The organism is Sulfurospirillum sp., assembly GCF_036802865.1.
Lineage (GTDB): Bacteria > Campylobacterota > Campylobacteria > Campylobacterales > Sulfurospirillaceae > Sulfurospirillum.
In genome coordinates, this window is sequence record NZ_DAIRVK010000001.1 from 399,001 (window position 1) to 422,287 (window position 23,287).

The 23,287-nt window shown below is 40.1% G+C and carries 23 protein-coding genes and 1 pseudogene; 15 read left to right on the top strand and 9 right to left on the bottom strand.

Features of this window, described 5'->3' with window-relative positions:
* Window positions 1–27 precede the first annotated feature (27 nt).
* From V7Q04_RS02040 to V7Q04_RS02050, 3 genes are read left to right on the top strand one after another with little or no spacing between them, the layout of a single operon-like run.
* Complete coding sequence (locus V7Q04_RS02040) at window positions 28–711, top strand: response regulator transcription factor (RefSeq protein ID WP_333803250.1); 684 nt, start codon at window positions 28–30, stop codon at window positions 709–711.
* Window positions 701–2,299 carry an ABC transporter substrate-binding protein gene (locus tag V7Q04_RS02045; RefSeq protein WP_333803251.1) on the top strand — a complete coding sequence of 533 codons (1,599 nt, stop codon included), beginning with the start codon at window positions 701–703 and terminating at the stop codon, window positions 2,297–2,299. The genes V7Q04_RS02040 and V7Q04_RS02045 overlap by 11 nt, the downstream gene beginning before the upstream one ends.
* Window positions 2,296–3,960, top strand: coding sequence for a sensor histidine kinase (locus V7Q04_RS02050; protein ID WP_333803252.1), 1,665 nt, complete (start codon window positions 2,296–2,298; stop codon window positions 3,958–3,960). Before V7Q04_RS02045 ends, V7Q04_RS02050 begins: the two co-directional genes overlap by 4 nt.
* A 44-nt stretch (window positions 3,961–4,004) precedes the next feature.
* Here the strand turns inward: V7Q04_RS02050 and V7Q04_RS13130 are convergent, their stop codons facing one another.
* The 4 genes and pseudogenes from V7Q04_RS13130 to V7Q04_RS02065 all read right to left on the bottom strand — a co-directional run bounded on the left by V7Q04_RS13130 (window position 4,005) and on the right by V7Q04_RS02065 (window position 6,584).
* Entirely contained in the window at window positions 4,005–4,346 is a 342-nt protein-coding gene (locus tag V7Q04_RS13130) for a CZB domain-containing protein (protein WP_443070030.1), read from the bottom strand.
* An 81-nt stretch (window positions 4,347–4,427) separates the two neighbouring features.
* Window positions 4,428–5,456, bottom strand: a pseudogene (locus tag V7Q04_RS02055) (methyl-accepting chemotaxis protein); the annotation flags it as partial.
* Window positions 5,428–5,934, bottom strand: coding sequence for a PAS domain-containing protein (locus tag V7Q04_RS02060; protein ID WP_333803254.1), 507 nt, complete (start codon window positions 5,932–5,934; stop codon window positions 5,428–5,430). The pseudogene V7Q04_RS02055 and the gene V7Q04_RS02060, both read right to left, overlap by 29 nt.
* A 173-nt stretch (window positions 5,935–6,107) precedes the next feature.
* Window positions 6,108–6,584, bottom strand: a complete 477-nt coding sequence (locus tag V7Q04_RS02065) for a hypothetical protein (RefSeq protein WP_333803255.1) — start codon at window positions 6,582–6,584, stop codon at window positions 6,108–6,110.
* Between the two features lie 101 nt (window positions 6,585–6,685).
* Between V7Q04_RS02065 and V7Q04_RS02070 the strand changes: the two genes are divergently transcribed.
* Genes V7Q04_RS02070 through V7Q04_RS02110 form a run of 9 tightly spaced genes read left to right on the top strand, consistent with a single transcriptional unit; the run spans window position 6,686 to window position 16,453 of the window.
* Window positions 6,686–8,293 (top strand): 2Fe-2S iron-sulfur cluster-binding protein, encoded by a 1,608-nt coding sequence (locus V7Q04_RS02070; protein WP_333803256.1) that lies wholly within the window; start codon window positions 6,686–6,688, stop codon window positions 8,291–8,293.
* Window positions 8,290–9,573, top strand: coding sequence for a complex I subunit 1/NuoH family protein (locus V7Q04_RS02075; protein ID WP_333803257.1), 1,284 nt, complete (start codon window positions 8,290–8,292; stop codon window positions 9,571–9,573). Before V7Q04_RS02070 ends, V7Q04_RS02075 begins: the two co-directional genes overlap by 4 nt.
* Window positions 9,574–10,068, top strand: a complete 495-nt coding sequence (locus tag V7Q04_RS02080) for a NuoI/complex I 23 kDa subunit family protein (RefSeq protein WP_333803258.1) — start codon at window positions 9,574–9,576, stop codon at window positions 10,066–10,068.
* On the top strand, window positions 10,065–10,562 hold the full coding sequence (locus V7Q04_RS02085; RefSeq protein ID WP_333803259.1) for an NADH-quinone oxidoreductase subunit J: 498 nt from the start codon (window positions 10,065–10,067) through the stop codon (window positions 10,560–10,562). Before V7Q04_RS02080 ends, V7Q04_RS02085 begins: the two co-directional genes overlap by 4 nt.
* The gene (gene nuoK, locus V7Q04_RS02090) at window positions 10,559–10,879 is read left to right on the top strand and encodes an NADH-quinone oxidoreductase subunit NuoK (RefSeq protein ID WP_333803260.1); all 321 of its coding nucleotides are present in this window, start codon (window positions 10,559–10,561) and stop codon (window positions 10,877–10,879) included. Before V7Q04_RS02085 ends, nuoK begins: the two co-directional genes overlap by 4 nt.
* A complete protein-coding gene (gene nuoL / locus V7Q04_RS02095) occupies window positions 10,876–12,759 on the top strand; it encodes an NADH-quinone oxidoreductase subunit L (protein WP_333803261.1) in 1,884 nt (627 codons plus the stop codon). The genes nuoK and nuoL overlap by 4 nt, the downstream gene beginning before the upstream one ends.
* A 3-nt stretch (window positions 12,760–12,762) precedes the next feature.
* Window positions 12,763–14,244 carry a complex I subunit 4 family protein gene (locus V7Q04_RS02100; protein WP_333803262.1) on the top strand — a complete coding sequence of 494 codons (1,482 nt, stop codon included), beginning with the start codon at window positions 12,763–12,765 and terminating at the stop codon, window positions 14,242–14,244.
* Window positions 14,244–15,749, top strand: coding sequence for an NADH-quinone oxidoreductase subunit N (locus tag V7Q04_RS02105; protein WP_333803687.1), 1,506 nt, complete (start codon window positions 14,244–14,246; stop codon window positions 15,747–15,749). Before V7Q04_RS02100 ends, V7Q04_RS02105 begins: the two co-directional genes overlap by 1 nt.
* Window positions 15,750–15,808: 59 nt before the next feature.
* Window positions 15,809–16,453: a DUF4145 domain-containing protein gene (locus V7Q04_RS02110; RefSeq protein ID WP_333803263.1), complete on the top strand. Its 645-nt coding sequence runs from the start codon at window positions 15,809–15,811 to the stop codon at window positions 16,451–16,453.
* 42 nt (window positions 16,454–16,495) lie between these two features.
* Here V7Q04_RS02110 and nuoF read toward each other — a convergent pair whose 3' ends face one another.
* From nuoF to V7Q04_RS02135, 5 genes are read right to left on the bottom strand one after another with little or no spacing between them, the layout of a single operon-like run.
* On the bottom strand, window positions 16,496–17,740 hold the full coding sequence (gene nuoF / locus V7Q04_RS02115) for an NADH-quinone oxidoreductase subunit NuoF (RefSeq protein ID WP_333803264.1): 1,245 nt from the start codon (window positions 17,738–17,740) through the stop codon (window positions 16,496–16,498).
* Entirely contained in the window at window positions 17,730–18,215 is a 486-nt protein-coding gene (locus V7Q04_RS02120) for an NADH-quinone oxidoreductase subunit NuoE family protein (protein ID WP_333803265.1), read from the bottom strand. Before V7Q04_RS02120 ends, nuoF begins: the two co-directional genes overlap by 11 nt.
* Entirely contained in the window at window positions 18,212–19,879 is a 1,668-nt protein-coding gene (gene nuoD / locus V7Q04_RS02125) for an NADH dehydrogenase (quinone) subunit D (RefSeq protein WP_333803266.1), read from the bottom strand. Before nuoD ends, V7Q04_RS02120 begins: the two co-directional genes overlap by 4 nt.
* Entirely contained in the window at window positions 19,872–20,390 is a 519-nt protein-coding gene (locus tag V7Q04_RS02130) for an NADH-quinone oxidoreductase subunit B (protein WP_333803267.1), read from the bottom strand. Before V7Q04_RS02130 ends, nuoD begins: the two co-directional genes overlap by 8 nt.
* On the bottom strand, window positions 20,381–20,743 hold the full coding sequence (locus tag V7Q04_RS02135; protein WP_333803268.1) for an NADH-quinone oxidoreductase subunit A: 363 nt from the start codon (window positions 20,741–20,743) through the stop codon (window positions 20,381–20,383). Before V7Q04_RS02135 ends, V7Q04_RS02130 begins: the two co-directional genes overlap by 10 nt.
* Before the next feature lie 162 nt (window positions 20,744–20,905).
* Between V7Q04_RS02135 and V7Q04_RS02140 the strand changes: the two genes are divergently transcribed.
* From V7Q04_RS02140 to V7Q04_RS02150, 3 genes are read left to right on the top strand one after another with little or no spacing between them, the layout of a single operon-like run.
* A complete protein-coding gene (locus V7Q04_RS02140; RefSeq protein ID WP_333803269.1) occupies window positions 20,906–22,006 on the top strand; it encodes a L,D-transpeptidase family protein in 1,101 nt (366 codons plus the stop codon).
* Window positions 22,007–22,015: 9 nt separating this feature from the next.
* Window positions 22,016–22,252 (top strand): hypothetical protein, encoded by a 237-nt coding sequence (locus V7Q04_RS02145; RefSeq protein WP_333803270.1) that lies wholly within the window; start codon window positions 22,016–22,018, stop codon window positions 22,250–22,252.
* 4 nt (window positions 22,253–22,256) lie between these two features.
* Window positions 22,257–23,285: an alanine racemase gene (locus V7Q04_RS02150; protein ID WP_333803271.1), complete on the top strand. Its 1,029-nt coding sequence runs from the start codon at window positions 22,257–22,259 to the stop codon at window positions 23,283–23,285.
* Window positions 23,286–23,287 lie beyond the last annotated feature (2 nt).

Genomic DNA, 23,287 nt, shown 5'->3' on the forward strand with positions numbered 1-23,287 from the left:
CATGTAACATCATTTCAAAGGATGAGAATGGAACTTTGGCTTGAAAAACTCAAATCTTTGCGCCTGCTGTACGCCGAGGATGAAGAGGGAATTCGAAAGCCCATGGCGAACACGCTCTCGTATTATCTTAAAGAGGTGATTGAGGCGAAGGATGGTGAAGAGGGGTTGGATCTTTACTACGAACAACGACCCGACATCATTTTAACCGATCTTCGTATGCCCAAAAAAGATGGGCTTTATATGGTTAAAGAGATCCGAAAGAGTGACAAAAAAACTCCCATTTTGATGATAACTGCGCATACCGACAAAGAATATCTGCTTAGTGCCATTGAACTTAAAATCGAAAAATACCTCATAAAGCCTGTATCGCTGGATGAACTTCTAGCTTCTTTAAAACTCTGTGTTCATGAGATCGAATTGGATCGTAGTGTTACCGTTGAATGGGCTGGTTGTAGATTTGATTTTAAAAATAAACGTATTTTCAATGAGGGCAAAGAGATTGAGATGACGCATAAGGAGTCTGATTTTTTAGAGCTTTTAGTACGAAAAAAAGGGCTGGTGGTTAGCTATGAAGAGATTGAGCTTAGTGTATGGAAAGAGGAGTTTATGAGTATAGCTGCCCTTCGAACACTGGTAAAATCCTTACGTAAAAAACTTCCAAATCATCCTATTAAAAACCATTCCCAAGCAGGATACAGTTTTGAGAATTAGCTTTTTTCTCTGCTTACTTTTGAGCCTCTTTTGGGGCGTTGAAGTGGCTGAAGAAAAAGGTATTTACAACAAAGACACCAGTGGAGAGCGTGTTGTCCAAGGGCGAGATCCAAGGTCGCATATCAAAGTCTTTTTGCCCTCTATGTCGTATAACTATGTTTCCCGCTTGGTCAATGAAGGCTTAGTACGACTGGCTGAAAATGAACAAGGTTGGGAGTACTCTTTAGCAATGAAAAGTACCAAACTTTCTCCTTTGTTGTATGAATTTGAATTACGACAAGGCGTACGCTTTCAAGATGGAACTCCTTTTAATGCCGATTCCGTTATTCATAACTTTAACTATTTTTTAAAGCAGCCGTTTAACTATACGAACATTCATAATTCCCTTAAACGCGTTGAGAAAGTTTCAGATTTTAAAATTCGTTTGCATCTGTCCCAGCCGTATGGAATGCTTTTTCGTGATCTTGCACGCATTTACTTCTACTCTGAGACGTATTTGAATACCTTTGGTTGGGGTGGGGCTGAGACGGGAGCCAATATCAAAGCGTCAGGTCCGTATGGTTTGGGCCCTTATATATTGGTAGATGGAATGATTACGGGGCGTAAGCAGACACCAAAAGCTATTCTCAAAGCAAATCCTTACTACTGGGAGAGTGAATACCCTTCTATTGAAACCATTACCTTTTACACGGAGCTTGAGACACAAGAAGCACTCGACTTGGCACTTTTTAAAGATGGCGGGCTTGATTTTATGCAAATCCCTTTTAATAAAAAAATAGAGACGATGCTTTCGCCATACGCCAAATTAGTGTCCATGCCTTCAACACATAATTTTACGATCTATTTTAATCTTCTTAAACACTATTCACCTGTTGCCCGCAAAGAAGTGCGTCAAGCACTTAACTGCGCACTCAATCAGCAAAATTTACTGGATTTTACCTATAAAAAAGAGGGGAGGCTCAATCCTTCTGCTTTTGGTGAAAATGAGTGTCCGTTAGATAACGCTATGGTGGAGCGTACGTTGAAAGGCTTAGAGCTTAATGTCGCAACACAAGATTCGTTGCTTTTTTTATGGAAAGGGATTGAGTATCAGCTCTCTATGTATGGCGTGAAGCTTAAGTATACAACGACCACGAGTGAAAAAGAGATTTATAATCTCATGCAACAAAACCATAAAAGCATTCAAGACTGGGATATTTTGATCCAAAATACGCAAGATTGGTATGGTAGGCATCCATGGCCTGTTTATATTCGTTATCAAGAGAACAATCCATGGAGTTTTGTGCGCTATGATGCTGAAATGGAGCATTACATTCATCAATTTTTTGGGATCGAACAAGAAGATCCTTTGTTTAAAACGCTGACACATAAAATTCAAGATCGTGCTAAAAAAAAGGCATACATGTTGTTTGTACCTATCCCCAATGCCGTTTTTGCCATGAATAAAGAGCTTGTCTTTGATCCTCTTGGCATTGGCATGCAACCTTTTTGGAAAGCAAAAATCACCAATCAACACTGGTCTGTACGCGGAGATAAGCCTTATCCGACTGAATTCCAAATCCCTATTTTACCAAAGCGATTGCCATGAAAAAAATACCCATTAAATACAAGCTTTTTCTGCTTTTTAGTTTCTCCTTCATTGGTATGCTTCTTCTTGCGGAGCGCACATTCGCACTCTCAAAAGAGAACATCAGCAATGCCACAACTATTTTTGAAAATGCACGTAATACACAGCATTTGCAAGAGAATTATATTGAGCCGACCAATGTTTTACGTGAAATGAGCCTCGCTTTGGTTATGTCGCCCAATGAGGATTATCGCAAAACAATTGAGACCGATATTCTCAAACAACGTGAACGGTTAGAAGAGTATTTTTTAAAGCTTGACAATCAGACTTATACTTATTGGAAAACGTATGCCACCAGTGTTGAAAAAACATGTGCGTATCTTGCAGCACATTTTGAAGAGGGTGCTTTTGTCAATGTCAACAAGGAAGAGAGAACGCACTACTATGCGCTTTTAAATCGTCTAAAAACACTACAACATGACGCTGCAAATCAAGCTGAACAGAACTTTGCAGACATTCAAACAAGTGCACAAGCTCTTAAATATGAGCTTCTTCTAGGGGTGTTTTTACTCTCTACGTTGGTATTCTTAGTAGGGTATCTTCTCTCAAATCATATTGCCTCTTCGATTTTAAAACTCCAAGAGGGGCTCAAAGAATTTTTTGGTTACTTAGAGACTAAAAGCGTTCAGCCTAAGCCTATTGAACTTACAAGTCGTGATGAACTCGAAGATATGGCAAGATTACTGAACCGAAGTATTGCGAAGGCTTCTGCCAATATTGAGCAAGATATTGTTTTTATTGAAGATGCGATTAGTGTCGTGAATGATCTCAAAGTTGGAAAGCTCTCTTCACGTTTACACTCCAGTGCCCAAACACAAGAGCTACAACTGCTCAAAGATGTTGTCAATGCGATGATAGACAATTTGGAATCTAAAATTAACGAAGAGATTCTTAAGCGTACTGAGCAGGAGAAACTTTTGATTCAGCAAAGTAAACTTGCCAGTATGGGTGAAATGATTGGCAATATCGCACATCAATGGAGGCAACCTCTTGGCGAGATCAGTGCCTTATTGATGAATATTCAAGTTAAGCATGAGTTCAATGATTTGGATGAGGCGTATATGCTCGCATCGCTGCAGCAGTGTGTTAAAATTAATGCGTACATGTCAGGTACGATTAGCGATTTTCAAAACTTTTTTAAACCTTCCAAAGAGAAAGAGGTTTTCGAAATTAGTGAAGCGTGTCAGCGTTCCATTGCCATATTGCAAGCATCCTTAAAATACCATGGTATAGAATTTTCGTTTGATATTTCTGAAAAAATGGAAGTATTGGGGTATCCCAATGAGTTTGCACAAGCACTTCTTAATATTCTCTCCAACGCCAAAGATGTTCTCAGCGAGCGTGAGATCAGCAATCCTTTTATTCGGCTTTCTCTGAAAAAAGGGTACAAGTACATTTTGATTTTAATTGAAGATAATGGCGGTGGCATTGCGCCTGAGTATATGGATCGTATATTTGAGCCTTACTTTACAACCAAATATGCAAAGCAAGGCACGGGAATAGGGCTTTATATGACAAAGATGATTATTGAAAATAATATGAGTGGCGTTATACATGTCAAAAATACCGAAGCAGGGGCACTCTTTACGATTAAATTGCCAAGTGTTCCAGATGTAGGTTAGAAAAAGTTGAGCATGTAAGGGACAATTCTTACACGCTCAAGAATTTAGGCAAGTGCGTTTTTCTCTGCGATCATATTATCGAGGGTTCCAAAAAGGACTTTACTCTCTTTTTCCACTTCTTTAAAGTAATCAATAATTTGATCTTTCTCATCCAAGAGGTTTGATGAGGTTAATCGAATCAGTTTGACCACTTCCAGCACATGGCTATGGAAGCTTTCATGCGGTTTATAGAGTTCTTTAAAACTTTGAGTATCGCCAAAGATTTTTTGACCATCTTTTTGATACCACTCGCCAAGGCTACATGTTTCATGATTTTGAAATGCTGTCTCTTTGTCATTAACATAAACAGCGCTGTATGCGTTGGATTTAAAGATAGCATGGTTCATTTTTGCCAGTGTAATGAAGATAGTTTGCTGAATGGTATTAATATTAGTTGATGTTGTATTGGAGTGTTCTATGAGACTGTTAAACGTAGTGCTCAGTTGATCGAGTGTCTTTGTGGAGGCATCGGCATTGCTTTTCATTGCATCGGCATTTGTTTCAAGCCCTGCTGTTTCTTGTTGAAGCATTTTAATTGAGACGGCAATTTCAGCCGTTGCTTTTTGGGTGGTTTCTGCCAGTTTACGCACTTCATCAGCAACAACGGCAAAACCACGTCCATGTTCACCTGCACGTGCAGCTTCAATGGCAGCATTGAGTGCAAGAAGATTGGTCTTATCGGCAATATCATTGATCATATCAACCACATTGCTGATGTCTCGGGTACGTTGTGCTAAAACACCAATACTTTGTTCATTTTGGTTAACAAATTCAACCAAAGAGGTTATTTTGTCGATGGTGTCACGTAAATTTTGGTAACTTCCTTTGGTCTCTTCGGCATAAATTTCACCATCATTGGCAATCTCTTTAAGGCGTTCAACAATGGTTGTTAAATTAGACTGAACGGTAGAAAAATCGTTTGAGCCGCTACTGATTTGGGCAAGCTCTGCATTAAGTGTGTTGCGTGCGATAAACTCATGCGTTTGTTGCATTGCATGAACTGATTGATTGACCATATTGGTCTGTTCTTTAAACTCGCCGTGCATGCCTTTTTGAAGGATCTTACGACTAAAATCCTCTTGGGATGCCGCTAAAATGGTGGATTTAATCTCTTTGGTCACGAGCTCAAAATTATCTAAAAGAGAGTTCATATTGGAACAAAGTGTTTTCAGTTCGCCTCCGTCATTGACATTGACAATTCTTCCGTGCAGTTGTCCTCTTGAACTATCGTGTACGATGTCAGCCAATGCATGAATGGTTTTTTGAACTTTACGGATATTGACAAACATAAACCATCCGAGCGCAAAATTGGTTAAGTTGATGATTTGGATCCAGTGAAAGCCATTAAATGAGACTTCAAGAATAAACGCAAAGGTAAAAGCGACCAGCGAAATGAGGTTTGCATCTTGCACTTTGGCAAGGGATGATCTATTCATGAGAGAGAATGAAGGCATCATAACTGACCTTTAATTGAGATAGAGTATTTTCCAAAAGAGCGCTAGAAGCTTGTACACCTCCGCGCGCTTCGGCATCAATCATTTTTTTATACAAAGGGGTTATAGCTTCAATGCCTTTGGCACTAGGCGAGCGGCGAACCGAATGATACCCAATGAGTTGATTGGTCTTTGTGTCAATAATAGGTGTCACGTAAGCATGAACCCAGTAGTAATAGTTGTTCTTCGTACGGTTTTTGACATATGCGAACACTTCTTTTCCCGCTTGCACACGATCCCAAAGAAGCTTGAAAATTGCTTTAGGCATGTCGGTATGTCTTAAGAGATTATGTGGAGCTCCAATAAGCTCTTTCTCTTGGAAGCCAGAGATTTCAATAAAAAGGTCATTGGCGTAGGTGATTCTGCCTTTAAGGTCTGTTTTAGAGACAATAAAAAGATTTTCATCAAAGTGAAGTTCTTCACCTTTTTGGGTAATGGACACGGTGGGTACTCCTGTTTTGCTCATTAGAATAAAGAAACAAGTATAACTAAAAAAGGGATAACGCATCACGGTGTGAATGATGAATTATTATTCACTTTTCAAAAGATTACCTTTAGTAACGTAAGCAGTTTTGAAAGCTTTGGTTATCTTTATTTTTGGAAAATATGTGCATGTTATTTATCGGTTTTAAAAGTGAAGATTGCCCCTTGGCTACGGGTTGTTTGGTTCAAAATAACATTGGCTTGCCAAATCATATTTCCCATGATACACGTAGGAAGCATACCTTCACCTTCATAAGTGTTTTGAGAAGTGTGTGTCAGTTTGATGGTGTGTAGTCCCATGTTCATATTGGTCGCAAAAAGCTTGATTTCAAGAGACGGAAGATCAATGGACGAAGTGACCTTAAAATGAAGGGGTTTCATCAAAGGAATCTCTTTGGGCTCGATATCCAACGTGAGCAATGTGCCATCTTTGAGTGTAACTTCACAAGCGCTCATGTGTAAATCACAATCGTTTGTGACTTGTGCAAAATGGGTATCGCCTATCCACCAGCGGTAAACATCATCCGAATCAATTAAAATATACGCACCAATCAGTAAGACAGCAATAATTTCAAGTGCAAGCCATTTAAAAAAACGAAGTGAGGGCATAAAAAATCCTTAAAAAATCTAAGAAAGAGTTTAGCATCTCTTGATTGAATTTTGAGTAAACCGTTTATCGTTTCAAAAAGGTGTTCTAAAACGAGTTCGGTATGTATACTAGTAAACAAGAAGCGACAGCTACTTTAAAGTTTATGCTCGCTAGAATTGACTTATTACGTCAAAAAGAGGATAGCAATTTAATGGCGCATATTACGGTAGATGGCACGGTATTAGAGGTTAAAGAGGGTGCTTTGTTGATTGAGGAGCTTCTTTCAAACAACATCAATATTCCCCATTTTTGTTATCATCCTTCCCTTGGAAAAGATGGCAATTGCCGTATGTGCATGGTTGAAATTGAGGGGCAAAAACGTCCTCAAATCGCCTGTGATACCCCCATTAAAGAAGGCATGATTATTCGTACGAAAGGTACGAATATTGACCGAGTTAAACGCTCCATGCTTGAACTTGAACTCATTAACCATCCTATTGATTGTCCTATCTGTGACCAAGCAGGGGAATGCTCGTTGCAAAACTACTACATGGATGTGGGGCTTTATGAGAGCCGTTTAAGCACACCCAAAACCAGAGGACAAAAGCATGTTGATCTCGGAGCCAATGTGGTGCTTGACCAAGAGCGTTGCGTGCTCTGTACCCGTTGTGTGCGTTTTACAAAAAATATTACGAAAACGAGTGAATTAGGCGTTCTTTCACGTGCAGACCATTCGGTGATTAGCACGTTCCCCGGTGTTAAACTTTCAAATCCGTATGCTATGAATGTCGTCGATCTCTGTCCTGTTGGAGCGCTTACAAGTCAAGACTTCCGCTTTCAAAAACGGGTTTGGTTTTTACGTCCCGAAAAGGCAATTTGTGATCATTGCGCTAGAGGTTGTTCCATTTTTGTGGATCACCACAAAGAAAAATACAAAGATGAGTTCATCTACCGTTATCGCCCGCGCTTGAACGATAAAATTAATGGTTATTTTATCTGTGATGCTGGAAGGCTTAGTTATCACAAAGAAAATGATACCCAAGAGTTTCATGCCTTAATCCGTGGAAAAATAAGTGAATACGAATATGCTGAGGGGAAACTGTTACGTCTTTTAAAACGTCACCTCGGTAAAACGGTTTTTGTTATCTCCTCAAATCTAAGTTTGGAAGAGATGGTGCGTGTACAAAAACTGGCAAAATTGTACGAAATCGCTTTAAGTGCCTATGAAACGAAACGTTTTGATGTCGATTTTGGTGATGATTTTTTAAAATGCAATGATAGATCTGCCAATGCAAGAGCGCTTCCTCTTCTTGGCATTGATGACTCAAAAGAGGGCTTGGAAGAGGCTTTAAGTAAATCGGAGTTGGTTGTTTTTATAGGACGCAGTGATGTAGATCTCCTTAAAGAAATGGGCTTTAGCGATAAAAATAGTGCGATTCTCTGCTCTACATGTGAAATTACCTGCAAAGAGGTGGAACTCGTACTGCCCATTGCTTCGCATACAAGGCGAGAAGGCAGTTTTGTCAATATTGATGGGTATGTTCAACACAGTGCTTGCGCTATTCAAAGTGAGCATGGGCATAAAACACTTCTGTCGATTTTAGCCCCCATCTTAGGTGACACACTCATAAGCTGTAAAGCAGTTTGGGAAGCAGAACTTTTCTTTTACGAAGTTTTAACGGGCATCAGCTTTGATGCGCTATCCCAGACACCAAAGATAACGCTATGAGTATCCTAAGTATCAGCATTGTCCTTATCAATGTGCTCTTAGCGCTTCTTTTTTCCCTTGGTGCTGCACCTATTTTGGTATGGATTGAGCGTCGTGTGGCAGGGCTCATTCAAGATCGTTTAGGACCGAATCGTTGTCATATTAACGGGATTCGTCTGGGTGGGCTCATTCAGTCGTTTGCCGACATGCTCAAACTCGTTTTTAAAGAGGATTTTCAAGCTAAAGCTATCAAAGAGAGTTTTTTCTTTTCACTAGCCCCTGTCATTGTTTTTGTTTCTGCCTTTCTTAGCTTTATGGTTATGCCATTTGCGGATGATCTCATCATCAACGGTGAGCGTTTCATCATGCAGGGTTTGCCGATGGATTTGGGCGTCCTTTGGTTTTTAGCTTTTGCGGGCTTAAGTGTCTATGGCATTATGCTTGGCGGTTGGTCAAGTCGTAACAAATACTCCCTTTTGGGCGCTATGCGCGCAGGTGCTCAAGTCATCAGCTACGAAGCGGCGATGGGTCTTTCGTTAGTTTCCGTACTTATTACGTATGGTTCGATTCATTTGGGTGATATTGTGGCATATCAGGGGCAATTATTGCTTGGATTTATCCCTGCATGGGGTATTGTTGTTCAGCCTATTGCAGCACTTATTTTTATCATTACCGCATTTGCGGAAGCCAATCGTACGCCGTTTGATCTTGCCGAAGGCGAGAGTGAAATAGTAGGCGGTTTTCACACCGAGTACAGTGCAATGCGTTTTGGACTCTTCTTTGTCGGTGAGTATGTTGCCATGAGCGCATCCAGTGCCCTCATTGTGACACTCTTTTTGGGCGGTTATCATCTGCCTTATCTTAATACGCAAACACTTCAGACGTATATGCCCTACATTTTGAGTTTTGTCATCATTACTCTTCCTGTGGCTAGTTTTTATGCACTGCGTTGGATCAAAAAACACAACCGTTGGCACAAAGTGGGTGATATACGAAATCATGAAACCGCTTTTTTGCAAAAAGGGTTGATTGGTATTAATGTACTTGTTATTGCAGGCGTTGGTGCGTTGCTTTTGGTAGGGCTCGGTGAGACTTCGACCAATGTCGCAACGGTGATCATTCAGGTGACAACATTTGCATTAAAACTGCTCTTTATGAACTTTGTTTTTGTCTGGGTGCGCTGGACATTACCTCGTTTTCGCTACGATCAGTTACAAACATTGGGATGGAAAGTGCTGATGCCTTTAGCCATTGCCAATATTGTTGTCAGTGCCATCATTGTTGTGGTAAAGGGGCTGTAAATGGGCATTAAAATCGTTCAACGCCATGGCAATACGCTCAAAGAAAAACTCTATTTGCCTGCCATTTTTGGTGGTATGAAAACAACACTTTCGCATCTGATTACCAATCTGAGTGATACTCCAGAGATTAAGACAATTAACTATCCTGAAGAGATGCCGCATGACATCAGTGAACGCTACCGAGGGGTTCATCGTCTTACAAAACGTGACGATGGAAGTGTGCGCTGTGTTGCCTGTTTTATGTGTGCAACTGCCTGTCCTGCTGAGTGCATTTTTATTGAAGCTAAAGAGCGAGAAGATGGTGTCGATGAAAAGATGCCAGAAATTTTTAACATCGATCTTTTAGAGTGTGTCTTCTGTGGTGCGTGTGTCGAGGCTTGCCCGTGCGATGCCATTCGCATGGACAGTGGTATTTTTAGTTTTATCGGTAAAAAAAGAGAAGATTTCTTGCTTACAAAAGAGCAGCTTTTAGCGCATGAGGAGAAAAAAGCATGATGGATATACTTTTTTTACTGCTGAGTTTTTTCGCGATTTTGGGTGCTGTGGGTATGGTGAGTTTTCATCAGCCTGTTCACAGTGCGCTGAGTCTTATATTAACCATCATCGCTCTTGCGGGCTTTTTTGCTCTTTTAAGTGCCTCATTTTTATTTATGGTTCAGATTATTATTTATGCGGGCGCAATTTTGACACTCTTTATTTTTATCATTATGTTTTTAAATGTTAAAGAAGCCAACCTTCCCAAAGAACCAAATAAAAACATGACACTCTTTTTAGGTGCTATCGCTCTTCTACCGTTTAATTTTTTAATTTTACAGGCATTTTACAAAATGCCACTTCTAAGCGCACCTCTTGAAAAAGATTTTGGTAAGATCAAACCTTTAGGTATGGAGCTTTTCACGCAGTGGCTGTTGCCTTTTGAGCTTATTTCTATTTTACTTCTTGTCGCTCTTATTGGGGCAGTCGTATTTGGACGAAAGGAAGAAGCATGATCGCCAACTCTCTTTTTATGTACATTGCAGTAGCAATGATACTCTTCTCCATTGGTCTATTAGGTGTGATTAGCCGTAAAAATATTTTTGTGATTTACATGTCCATAGAGCTTATGCTCAATGCGATCAATTTGATTTTCGTCTGCCTTAGTAACTATCACCATGATATGGGTGCTCAAGTAATGGCGATGATGGTGATTGCCATTGCAGCAGCTGAGGCGGGTGTATTTTTGTCGCTCATTGTAGTGTTGTATCGTCGTAAAAAATCACTTGATTCAGATCTTTTTAGAACTTTGTCGCAAAAGGAGGCCGTATGAGTGCTATTTTAGCGGCCATTGTTTTAGCTCCACTGCTATCTTCTGTGCTTATAGGACTTTTGTATATGGTTTCCATTACCAAAATGCCTCTATCAAAACGCTGGTTTACAATTCCTGCGTTGCTTTCGCCTCTTATAAGTTTTATTTTGGGCGTCAGTGCTTTCCTTTATGTTGCAAAGTATGATGTGCCCCTGCATTTTCAGCCTTACCTATGGTTAGGGGTAGGGGAATATAAAATCTACATGGGCTTTTTAGGCGATAAACTCTCTTTATTTATGGTACTTTTTATCACTTTTGTCGGTTGGCTCATTCACCTTTATGCTACAGCGTATATGAGTGATGATAAGGGCTATGGTAAGTTTTTCTTTTATTTCAATCTATTTTTAAGCTCGATGCTTCTTTTGGTACTTGCTGATGGACCGCTTATTATGTTTATCGGTTGGGAAGGCGTAGGCCTTTGTTCGTATTTATTGATTAGTTTTTATTTTCAAGATAACTCCAATGTCGTTGCTGGCAATAAAGCCTTCATTGTCAATCGTGTCGGTGATCTTGGCTTTCTGATCGGTCTTGCGATTTTATTTTTTTATTGTTCGGGTGTTGGCTTTAGCTATGAAAATATTGCGCTTACCATTGCTTCGATGCCACCTTATCTTCTGCAAATTGTGGGCATTGCGCTCTTTATTGGAGCGATGGGCAAATCGGCTCAAATACCTCTTTATGTTTGGTTGCCTGACGCTATGGCAGGTCCAACGCCTGTTTCAGCTCTCATTCATGCGGCAACGATGGTAACTGCGGGCGTTTATATGGTGGCACGTTTTGCTTTCTTGTATGAACTTATCCCTAATATTGGGCTTTTTATCGCTTATATTGGCGCGTTGAGTGCGCTTTTTGCCGCAGTGATTGCCACCAAGCAGAGCGACATTAAAAAGATTTTAGCCTACTCAACGATGTCTCAATTGGGTTATATGTTTATCGCCGTAGGTTTGGGTGCTTACAGCAGTGCGCTCTTTCATGTTTTTACCCATGCTTTTTTCAAAGCACTATTATTTATGGGTGCAGGTGCCGTTATCATCGCGCTACACCATGAGCAAAATATTTTTAAAATGGGCAAAATGCGTCAGGTCACACCGGTTGTTTACGCAACCATGCTGATTGCTACGTTGGCGATCAGCGGTATTCCTCCTTTTGCAGGATTTTTCAGTAAAGATGAGATTTTACTTGTAGCGTTTAGCAGTGGAGAGTACCTTATTTGGGGCATTGCTTTGTGCAGTGCGGTATTGACCGCGTACTATATGTTCCGATTCTTCTTTGTGGTTTTTGAGGGAAAAAATACTTCGCATGTCCATCATCCGCATGATGTCTCATGGGTCATGAAAGCGCCTTTAGTTGTGCTTGCTTTTGGTTCATTGTTTGCAGGTCTTTTAGGGTTGCCTTCACTCTTGGGAGGCAGTCATCTTATAGGTTCATGGCTTGGAGAGTGGGGTATGCGAGCGTTGCATGTCAACCACGAAACAGAGTGGATGTTACTCAGCCTTAATATTGCTGTTTCACTATTAGGTATAGGTATCGCCTATAAAAAATTCCGCTTTTACGACCTCTCTTCGCATAAAGAGGTAAAAGGCATCGTTTACAATAAATTTTATGTGGATGAGGTTTATGACTTTTTGTTTGTACGCTCTATCCGAAAGTTGAGTGAATTTATCGCTGTAAGTTTAGATGTAAATCTTGTTGATCGTATCGTTATGGGACTTAGTCATAACTTTATTCGACTAGGGCATATTTTGGCGCTGGTTCAAAATGCAAACGTGCGCTTTTACGCGCTTATTATGATGCTTGGCATTAGTGCAGCGTCTTGTTATTTAATTTTGGTCATAGGGTAAAAGATGAGTATAGGCATTCTTTCAATCATTATATTTTTACCGATGGTGGTAGCTTTCATACTGATGGTTACACCTCTAAACTCTCGTTTTACACGTAATATTGCATTTGGGGTATCGCTGAGTATTTTTGCACTAGCCCTGTATATCTATACTCATTTTGAGCTGACTGGATCAATTCAATTTAAAGAATTTTATCCTTGGATTAAGAGCTATGGTATCTCTTACAGCCTTGGTATTGATGGTTTTTCATTGATTATTTTGATGCTGATCGCGACATTAATTCCCAGTGCTTATTTACTTCTTTGGAAAAATGAGCGCTCTAAAAGCTACTGGATCAGTATGCTTTTCATTCAATCAGGCATCAGTGGAACACTCTTCTCGCTGGATCTTTTCTTGTTCTACTTTTTCTGGGAAGCTATGTTGTTGCCTGTTTTTATGATTATCGGTCTTTTTGGTTCTGGCAACCGCGTTTTTTCAACGCTTAAAATCACCATTTACACCATTATGGGCTCACTCTTTATGTTTGTGAGTATCCTTTATTTGGGCGTTGCACATTATTATGAGTTTGGTATGTGGAGTTTTGCGTTATCCGATTTGACAAATATTACAACCATAGCACGGGAACAAAAGATACTGCTCTTTTTTGGTTTTATGCTTGCCTTCGCAATCAAAATTCCTCTTTTTCCGTTTCATTCATGGCTTCTTCAAACCTATTCCAATTCACCCACAGGTGGCGTTTTCTTGCTCTCTTCCATCATGGCAAAATTGGGTGTTTATGCATTAGTGCGTTTTATGATTCCACTTTTTCCCGATCTGTTTGTTGAGTTTTCAGTCTATTTTGTAGCACTTGGTATTTTTGGATTGGTCTATTTTGGTATTGCTGCGATTTCTCAGATGAACATTAAAAAGATGTTTGCCTATTCATCGGCTTCGCATTTAGGATTTATCACCGCAGGTATTTTTGCGCTCAATGTTCAAGGTATGATGGGAAGTGCTTTTTTAATTGTTGCTCACGCCATAGCTACAGGAGGACTTTTCTTGTTGGTAGGTGTTATGGAACGACATCTTGGTATTCGCTCACTCAGTGCACTTGGAGGCATAGCAACCAAAGCACCGTGGTTTACACTTTTCTTTGCCATTATGCTCTTTTGTACCGTGGGAATTCCTGGAACCAATGGTTTCGTCGCAGAACTTCTGATTGTTTTAGGTATTTTTCATTACAACCCTTACCTTGGTGTCTTATCCGCCCTTACCGTCTTGGTTGCGGCAAGTTATATGTTTTGGGTGTTTCAAAAAGCTGTATTGGTTAAGAGTGACAACAATGTTTCTGCCATGAACGATCTCAGTCTTTACGAGATCATAGGGCTTCTTCCTTTGGCAGCATTGATTCTTGCGATGGGTGTTTATCCTGATTTTTTCTTGTACAAGATTGAGCCTACATTGCAACACTATCTGATTGACATTTTACATGTAGGAGTCCAGTGATGCAATGGATACAACTGGGTTATCTTTTACCACTAATCATCGTAGGCGCTGGAGCGATTATTCTTATGCTTCTTTCTCCTGTTGAACGCCTTTCGATGGAGCGTTTTTCACTGTTGACATTTTTAATTTTATTGTTGGCACTCAGTGCCAATTTTTACCATTTTGGAGAACTTTTTACTGCCTTTCCACTGCAAGAAATTTTTTCAAAAATGATTATTGTCGATAGCTATTCTGTCTATTTTGATGCACTCATCCTCAGTGGCGCACTCGTGACATCGCTCATTGGCACACACTATTTTCAAGATAAACGTCATTTCAAAAAAGAGTTTTTTTCGCTCTTTCTTTTCTCTGTCTTTGGCATGATGTTACTGGTACATGCGAATGAGCTTTTAAGCGCATTTATTGCCCTTGAAATCGCCTCATTGGCACTGTACGTGATGATAGGTTTTCAGAAAATTCACGACAAACGGGTTGAAGCCAGTTATCAGTATTTAGTACTTGGCTCTATCTCTGGGGCATTTTTCCTTTTGGGAACAGCTTTTATTTACGCTGGACTTGGCACGACTATTTTAGGGGATATCGGAAAAGCATTGGACCTTTTGATGGGTAAAGATGTATCGCTTATTATCATTGGTAGTACGTTTGTTTTGGTCACATTTTTATTTAAAATTTCTGCTTTTCCTTTTCAAAACTGGACGATTGACGTTTACGATGGCTCACCTTTGCCTGTTACGGCATTTATGGCGGCAACTTTTAAAGTAGCGATTTTTGGCTTTGTTCTTCGTCTGATGTTGATTGATCTTGACCCGATTCGCGACATTTGGGATACACTCTTCGTTGTCATCATTATCGCAACACTAGCGTATGGTACATTTTTGGCGATCATCCAAGAGAGTCTTAAACGGATGCTTGCCGCTTCGAGTATTGTGCATACGGGCTATCTGCTCATCGCTTTTGTCTCTATTGGCTATGCGGGTGAAAGTGCTTCTTCTTCCATTATTTACTATTTGATAGCCTACTTCCTCTCTGCTATGGGAGCATTTGGGCTTATCTCTTACATCGCAGCTGATGAGCATATTCGTGTGACTTATGAAGATTTTCGTGGCTTTGCACATGTGCATCCGTACATGGCGGCGATGCTGAGCATTTTTATGCTCTCACTTGCGGGCATACCAAGTACCATTGGTTTTGTCGGTAAGTTTTACATCTTCACAGGTGCTATTGAAGCTGGTTATACGTTTCTTGCCGTCTGCGGCATCATTGCAACGTTTATCTCTATCTATTATTACTTCAAGCTTATTGCACTCATGTATTTTTACCCTGCATGCGAGAAAGAAGGGGCATACATCCCAACCCTTCGAGGTATTACACCTATTACGATTGGCGTTATCGCTATAGCCGTTATTTGGGGAGGTATTGGTAATACCTTCATTGCCTATTTCCCTGGGGTTGACTTTTTGATCGATACGGCAAGACTTTCGTATATGTCGTTGTTTATCAAGTAAAATGCTTTTAGATATATAATCTTCATTATAAATTTATTTAAACATAATAAAGGAATATGATGAATAAGTATTATCCACCAGAATTTGGATCGCAACAATTTCATTGTCCACATTGTAATGTTTTTGCAAAACAATTATGGTTTTACTTGAGTTATGATGGAGGTGGTTATAGTTCAACGAGATTTACAACACACCAACTTTGTATTTGTACGCATTGTAATAAAAATTCAATATGGAATACAGTTAAAAAATTAATGGTTGATCCAACTATGACAACCAATATTCCTCCGCATGAAGATATGCCAGAAGAAATAAAAACACTTTACTTAGAAGCATTAAGTGTTATTGATTTATCACCAAAAGCTTCATCCGCACTTTTAAGACTTGCACTTCAAAATTTAATGCCACTGCTAGGTGCAAATACAGGAAAATTGGATAAAGATATTGCTAAACTTGTTGCAGAGGGCTTACCTACAGAAATTCAACAAGCACTCGATTATTGTCGTGTTATTGGAAATAATGCAGTTCACCCTAATGAACTAAATCTTGACGATACTCCTGAAATGGCGCATGCTATGTTTGAAATGATCAATTTTATTGTAGAAGAAAAAATTGCCAAGCCAAAACGGATTAAAGAGCTTTTTTCAAAGCTTCCAACAGGAGCAAAAGAGGCGATTGATAAAAGAGATAAAAAGCCAACTTAAAACATATCAACATGATATATTTTAAGTTTTTACAAGTAAAGGCTATTTGAGCAACGCTTCGAACTCTTCTTTAAATTTCTTCAAATAACTTTGCGCGATAAATGCCACCGATGGAGCAAAAACACAGATGGTTTTACCATTGAGCATATCGCAGGCATCAAGGATGGTTTCGAAGTCTTCTTTAGTTCCTTTTCCCGCCAAGATTTTGGCTAAGATGCGATCAACCCATCCTGTGCCTTCACGACATGGTGTGCATTGCCCGCAGGATTCGTGGTGGTAAAACTCAAAGAGGTTTTTCATTACTTCAGGGATGCTAACGTCTTCATCCATGACGATCATACCGCCAGTGCCTAGCGATGAGCCATGCGCTTTGAGGCTTTCGTAGTCCAGCGTTATATTTTCGATTTCATCGGCTCTGAGGATTTGCACTGATGATCCACCGGGGATGATGGCTTTGAGTTTTTTCCCACCTTTAATGCCACCGCACAGATCGTAAATGACCTCTTTCATGCTCGTTCCAAAAGGGAGTTCATACACACCTGGGCGCTCTACGTGACCGCTGATGCCAAAGAGCATTGTGCCGGGGGATTCTTTGGTGCCATACATTTGGTACGCGCCATAGCCTTCATTAATGATGTAGGGGACACTCGCGATGGTCTCGACATTGTTCACGACGGTTGGGTTACCAAAAAACCACTCAGGCTCTTTGCCTTTGGGCTTCAGTCTAGGATGTCCGCGCTTGCCTTCTAAAGATTCTAAAAGAGCTGTTTTTTCACCGCAGATGTACGCCCCCGCACCTTTGTGTACAGTAATGTCTAGTGCGTAGCTATGCCCTAAAATACGCTCTCCCAAAATGCCTGCCTCATAGGCTTCATCGATGGCATGTTGCAAACGATTCATCCAAAAGACATACTCACCACGAATGTAAACATACGCATGATGCGCCCCAATAGCGTAACTGGAGCAGATAATTCCTTCGATGAGCAGATGCGGGTCAAACTCTAAAATCTGACGGTCTTTGAAAGTTCCTGGTTCGCCTTCATCGGCATTGATGACCAAGTAAACAGGTTTGGTATTTTTAGGAGAGATGAGTCGCCATTTCTCACCCGTTGCAGCTCCACCACCACCTTTACCACGTAGTCCACTTTTTTCGACTTCAGTAGTGACTTCGTCTGGGCTCATTTTAAAGAGTTTTTCTAAAGAGGTGTATCTGCCATTTTTTCTCGCTACAGGGAGCGTATAGGCCTCTGGGATGTCAAAATTTTTGCTGACGAGTTTAACGATCATGTGAAAGCTCCTCTAAAAGGGCATCGAGCTTTTCAACGGTCAAATTTTCGATGTAGTCATCGTTAAGACGCATACAAGGCGATGTGCCACAAGAGCCTAAACACTCAACCAAAGAGAGGGTAAATTTACCATCTTTACTTGTTTCTCCAGCTTTGATACCAAGGCGGTTTTGCAAATGTTCTTGCAGTGTTTTGGAACCAGCAAGCATACAAGAAAGTGTTTTGCAGAGTTGCAGGTGGTATGTGCCGATAGGTTGAAGGTTAAACATTGTATAAAAAGAGGCAACAGAATAAACTTCCATAGCTGAACACTCTAATTTTTTAGCGATAAATTGCATCGCTTCAAGGCTGATCCACCCCTCTTGGTACTGAACTATCCATAAAGAAGGCAACATCAGTGAGTTTTTGTTGGGATAGCGCTCTAAAAGGGCATTAAATTTTTCCTCATTTCCGTGATTGAACGAAAAAGTACTCATCTATCTAACTCCCCTGCGATAATATTGAGACTGCCAAGGCTTAAAACAGCGTCCGCAATCATACTGCCTTCAATAAGGTGCGGGTATGCTGCCATCGCGTAAAAACATGGTGGTCTAACTTTAACTTTATACGGTGTTCCACTGCCATCACTGATGATAAAAAAGCCAAGTTCCCCATTCGCTCCCTCAATGGCGCGATAGTATTCACTTGTAGGCACTTTGACACCTTCATAAATGAGTTTAAACTGATTCATCAACCCTTCAATGTTTGTGTAAACATCTTTTTTAGCAGGCAAAGAGATGGCATGATCTTGCACACAAATAGCCCCTTGTGGCAGGCGTTGCATGGCTTGATGAATGATGCGCGTACTCTGCTTAATCTCTTCAAAACGCACCATCATTCTATCGTACACATCTCCCACACTTCCAAGAGCAATGTCAAAGTCGAACGTCTCGTAATGATAATAAGGTGCAGTGACTCTTAGGTCGTAAGGAACGCCACAGGCTCGAAGATTTGGACCCGTTAGCCCACGGTTGATAGCATCTTCTTTCGTAATGATACCGACGTTTTGGGTTCGATCGTGAAAAATACGGTTGTGTTCGATAAGTTTGAGTGCTTCGCCCACACCTTGTTCGATCTCTTTCAGACAGATTTTGATATCAGCCTCAAAACCATCATACAAGTCATGGCTCATACCACCAATTCGCATGTAAGAATTAGTAAGGCGCGCTCCTGTTAGTTTTGAAAGCAGGTCATAGACTTTTTCACGAGGATTGTAAAGATACCAATAGTTCGTGAGTGCGCCCATATCTACTAAAATAGCGGCTAAGCAGACCAAATGGTCGATAATGCGTGAAAGCTCGCCGATGATAACACGAATAAACTTAGCGCGCTCAGGTAAGTCAACGCCTAAAATACCCTCAACTGCATGTGCGTAAGCAATGTTATTGAGAATGGCAGAACAGTAATTAAGTCTGTCGGTATAAGGAATAATCTGATTGTAGGTGTGATTTTCGCACGATTTTTCAAAACCACGGTGTAAGTAGCCAATCTCACTGACAGCACAGGCGATGTTCTCTCCATCCAACGCTACAAAGGTGCGAATTGTTCCATGACTGGCGGGGTGTGCGGGGCCGAGGTTGAGAAACATAAGCTCATCTTGCGACGTTTTGCCTTTAGTCTTAAGACGTGGGGTCATCTCATCCATCAAATCATCACTTTGATGGCATAATTGCCCTTGCGTAATTGGATAATCTTTACGTAAAGGATGTCCAATAAACTCTTTATGATTCAATATGCGCTTTAAGTTTGGATGGTTTTTAAAATGAATGCCGTATTGATCCCAAATCTCCCGCTCCGCCCAGTTAGCACTTTTGTACAGTGACGTAATGCTTTGTGTTGCAAGCGAGCTGTCAATATAGGTTTTAAGCGTAATGAGATTTTGAAAATTTTGGTCGCGTAAAAGATAAACGATGGCAAAACGCTCAGGCTGGTTTTTTGCCTGTAAATAATCAATAGCAGTCATATCGACTAAAAAAGTGTACGTATCTTTTTCTAAAAGAATTTGTAATGCTTGTAAAATAAGATCTTTGGGAAGAATATACGCTCCATAAGCATCCAGAGTGTAGTGTTCTTCAAAGAGTTTTTTAAATGCATTAGGCATCAAGAACTCCTTTGAAAATTCTCTTTGAGCGATCCTCTAAAAGGCTCTGGGTTGCTTGGATTTTTTGAATCTTTAAAAGAGCATCCAAAAAGGCTTCAGGGCGAGGAGGGCATCCTGCGACATAGACATCGACGGGAATGATGCTGTCAATGCCTTGTAGGGTTGTGTAGTTGTCATAAAAGCCACCACTGCATGCACATGCTCCAGCACTGATGACCCATTTTGGTTCACTCATTTGATCGTAAATCTTTTTCAAAATAGGTGCTTGTTTATAACTAATCGTTCCAGCAATAATGAGCAGATCCGCTTGACGTGGAGAGAAGCGCACGACTTCTGCACCAAAACGGGAGATGTCGTATTTGCTGCTTGCAACGCTCATAAATTCGATGGCACAACACGCCGTTCCGAAGATGTAAGGCCACATGGAAGATTCTCGTGCCCAAGAAATGGCACTGTCTAGTGTGGTGGTAATGAGGCTTTCGCCAAAAATTGCTTCTGCGCCTACTGCCATGAGAGTGCCTTGATACGGTAAATGTAAATCAGTCCAAACAGAAGAAGTCCCATAAAGGTAAACATCTCAAAAAGTCCAAAAAAACTGAGTTCGCGAACGTTAACTGCCCATGGAAACATAAAGGCAATTTCCACATCGAACAGGACAAATAAAATAGCAACCAGATAAAACTTGGCACTAAAGCGACTCTCGCTGTTTCCAATAGGTGTGCTAATACCACTTTCGTACACACTGTTTTTAGCTTTATTGCCAATGTTGGAAGGTCCTAGTTTTTGACTGAGTAGAAAAAGCGTAGGAAGGAGTATAACCAGTAGAGCGACGATACATGAAGCCAAAATGAGTTCTAATGACATGGGCGCATCTTTTGTTGAAATTCGTATGGATTGATGATAGCCAAAGAATTTTAAAATCCACGTAAAAAAAGAAAATCAATTTTTATTCCTACAACAGAGGAGGTCTTAAGTCATTTTTTTATAAAATGCCTTCCAAAAATTGTAATTAGTAAGAGGGGTTGTATGCGTTATCTAGTTTTTTTATCTCTATGTGCATTTGCTTTATACGCGGCGACAGCTGAGGATATTTATAAAATTTATAAAACAAAAGGCATTAATGCCGTTGAAGATTTTCTTAAAAAAGAGTTTGAATCTAAAGAGATAAAAGAGATACCCGTAAAAGAGGTTAAAAAAGAGAAAGAAGTTGTTAAAGAACCTGTTGTTAAATTGGGACAAAAACTTTTTGTAAAACCTAAAACGCCAAGTGAAAAAGAGGCAGTATCACGTGATTATTGGTTAAAACATCTTAAAAATATGGATGTAAGCTACGGCTACTACGAAGATGTAGAATCACTTATTGTATGCGAAAAAGAGAGAAAACGCTGTGAAGTATATCACGTAGAAGAAGATGGTTTAAAACTGGTTCGTGGGCATGACGATGTTATTATGGGTAAGGGTGGCGATAAAGTCAAACGAGGCGATCTTAAAACACCTGTAGGCGTTTATGAAATCACCAAACGTTTCAAACCAACCAATCAATTTTACGGACCACTTGCTTTTTCACTATCGTATCCAAATTTGTTTGATGTCTTAAGAAATAAAAGTGGCGATGGTATCTGGATTCACGGAATGCCAATCGATGGAAAAGACAGAGATGATCTAAGTAAAGGCTGCGTAGTTATGGAAAACAATGCCATTTTAACGCTTGATACGGAAATGAATGCACAAAGTGCCGTTGTCATTATCGGCGAATCTAAAGTTCCAAAAATGACACGTGAACAAATTGCAACGATTTTAAGTGAAGTGTATAAATGGCAACGTGCTTGGAAAGTGAATGATATTAATGCTTATTTGAATTTTTATTCCAATGATTTTAAAAAATCAGATGGATCAGGAAAAGTACAATTTTCAAACATGAAAAAACAGATTTTCTCACGTAAAGAGAGTAAAATGATTTTGTTTGAGAACATGAGTGTTGCACCTTATCCAACCATTGATGATCGTAAACTCTTTAAGGTATCATTTATGCAAACGTATAAAAGCCCTTCTTTCTCCTCAAAAGGTGACAAAGAGCTTTATATAGAGTTAGTAGGCGATAAAATGCAGGTATTGGCTGAAAAGTAAGGATACGTTATGAATCCAAATGAGATAGAAATCGACAAAGAACTAGAGAAACTTATTGATGCGAGAGATGCTTTTATGGCTTATCTTGATGCCAATGTTCCAAAAGATAGCAAAAATATAGCCTTTGATTTTTCCAATCATCCAACATTGGATGCAAAAGCAGTGTATGAACATTTTTATAAACTTGATTATCAAGCCCGTAAAATCCGTGGTTTTGTAATCCGAAATTTAGGAAGTAAAGCGTAACACAATGGCATTTATTACAATTAATAAAGCGCACTTTTTTCACAACTTAGACGTGTTGTGCGCAAAGGCTGGGGGCAAAACAAAGCTCATGGCGGTGTTAAAAGACAATGCGTATGGGCATGATCTTAGACTTATGGCTGAACTTGCTTCGGAGTATGGCTTAAAGAAGGCTGCGGTGAAAAATATCGAAGAAGCCGAGATGATTGCCGATCTTTTTGAAGAAGTTTTAGTCTTGGTTGATCATCCTACTTCTCAAGCACTTTCTGCTTCTATTTCCCTTGCAGCACATTCCTATGAAGCACTTCAAGCTCTTCCAGAAGGTACTTCGATTCATCTTAGTTTTGATTCGGGAATGCACCGCAATGGCATTAACGAGGGACAAATTGAAGAAGCTATGGCGCTTATTCATGCTAAAAAACTATGCTTACGCGGGGTCTTTACCCATTTTAGAAGTTCGGATGAGCTTAACAGTGAATTTTTTTGGCAACGTGCTAATTTTGAACGTGCTAAAAAACGCATTAAAGCACTCATCGAACACTATGGGTTACCAAAGACTTCATTTCATTCGTGTAACTCAGCAGGATTGCTTCGTACGCGTTCATTAGGTGATGATGATTATGCTAGAACGGGTATTGCAATGTACGGTTACACAACGCTAGATCCTCTAATCGCCACGTTTGATCTAAAACCTGTTCTTGCCCTTTGGGCAGAGCGTTTGAGTACACGCGTGCTTAAAAAAGGTGAACGCGTAGGCTATGGTAGTGTTTATGAGGCAATACAAGATGAACTGATTTCAACGTATGACATTGGTTATGGCGATGGTTTTTTCCGTTTTGATGGATACTTACCTGTTGTCATGGCAGATGGAAGTTTGAGCAAGGGACGCATGTCTATGGACAGTTTTTGCCTTGGAGGTGATGCTCCAAACGTGTGTATGTTTGATGATGCAAACCCTTTAGCAAAACAGTTTCATACGATCAGCTATGAGATCGTTACCAAACTCGCTCCTATGTTAAAACGCAAGATTATTTGAGC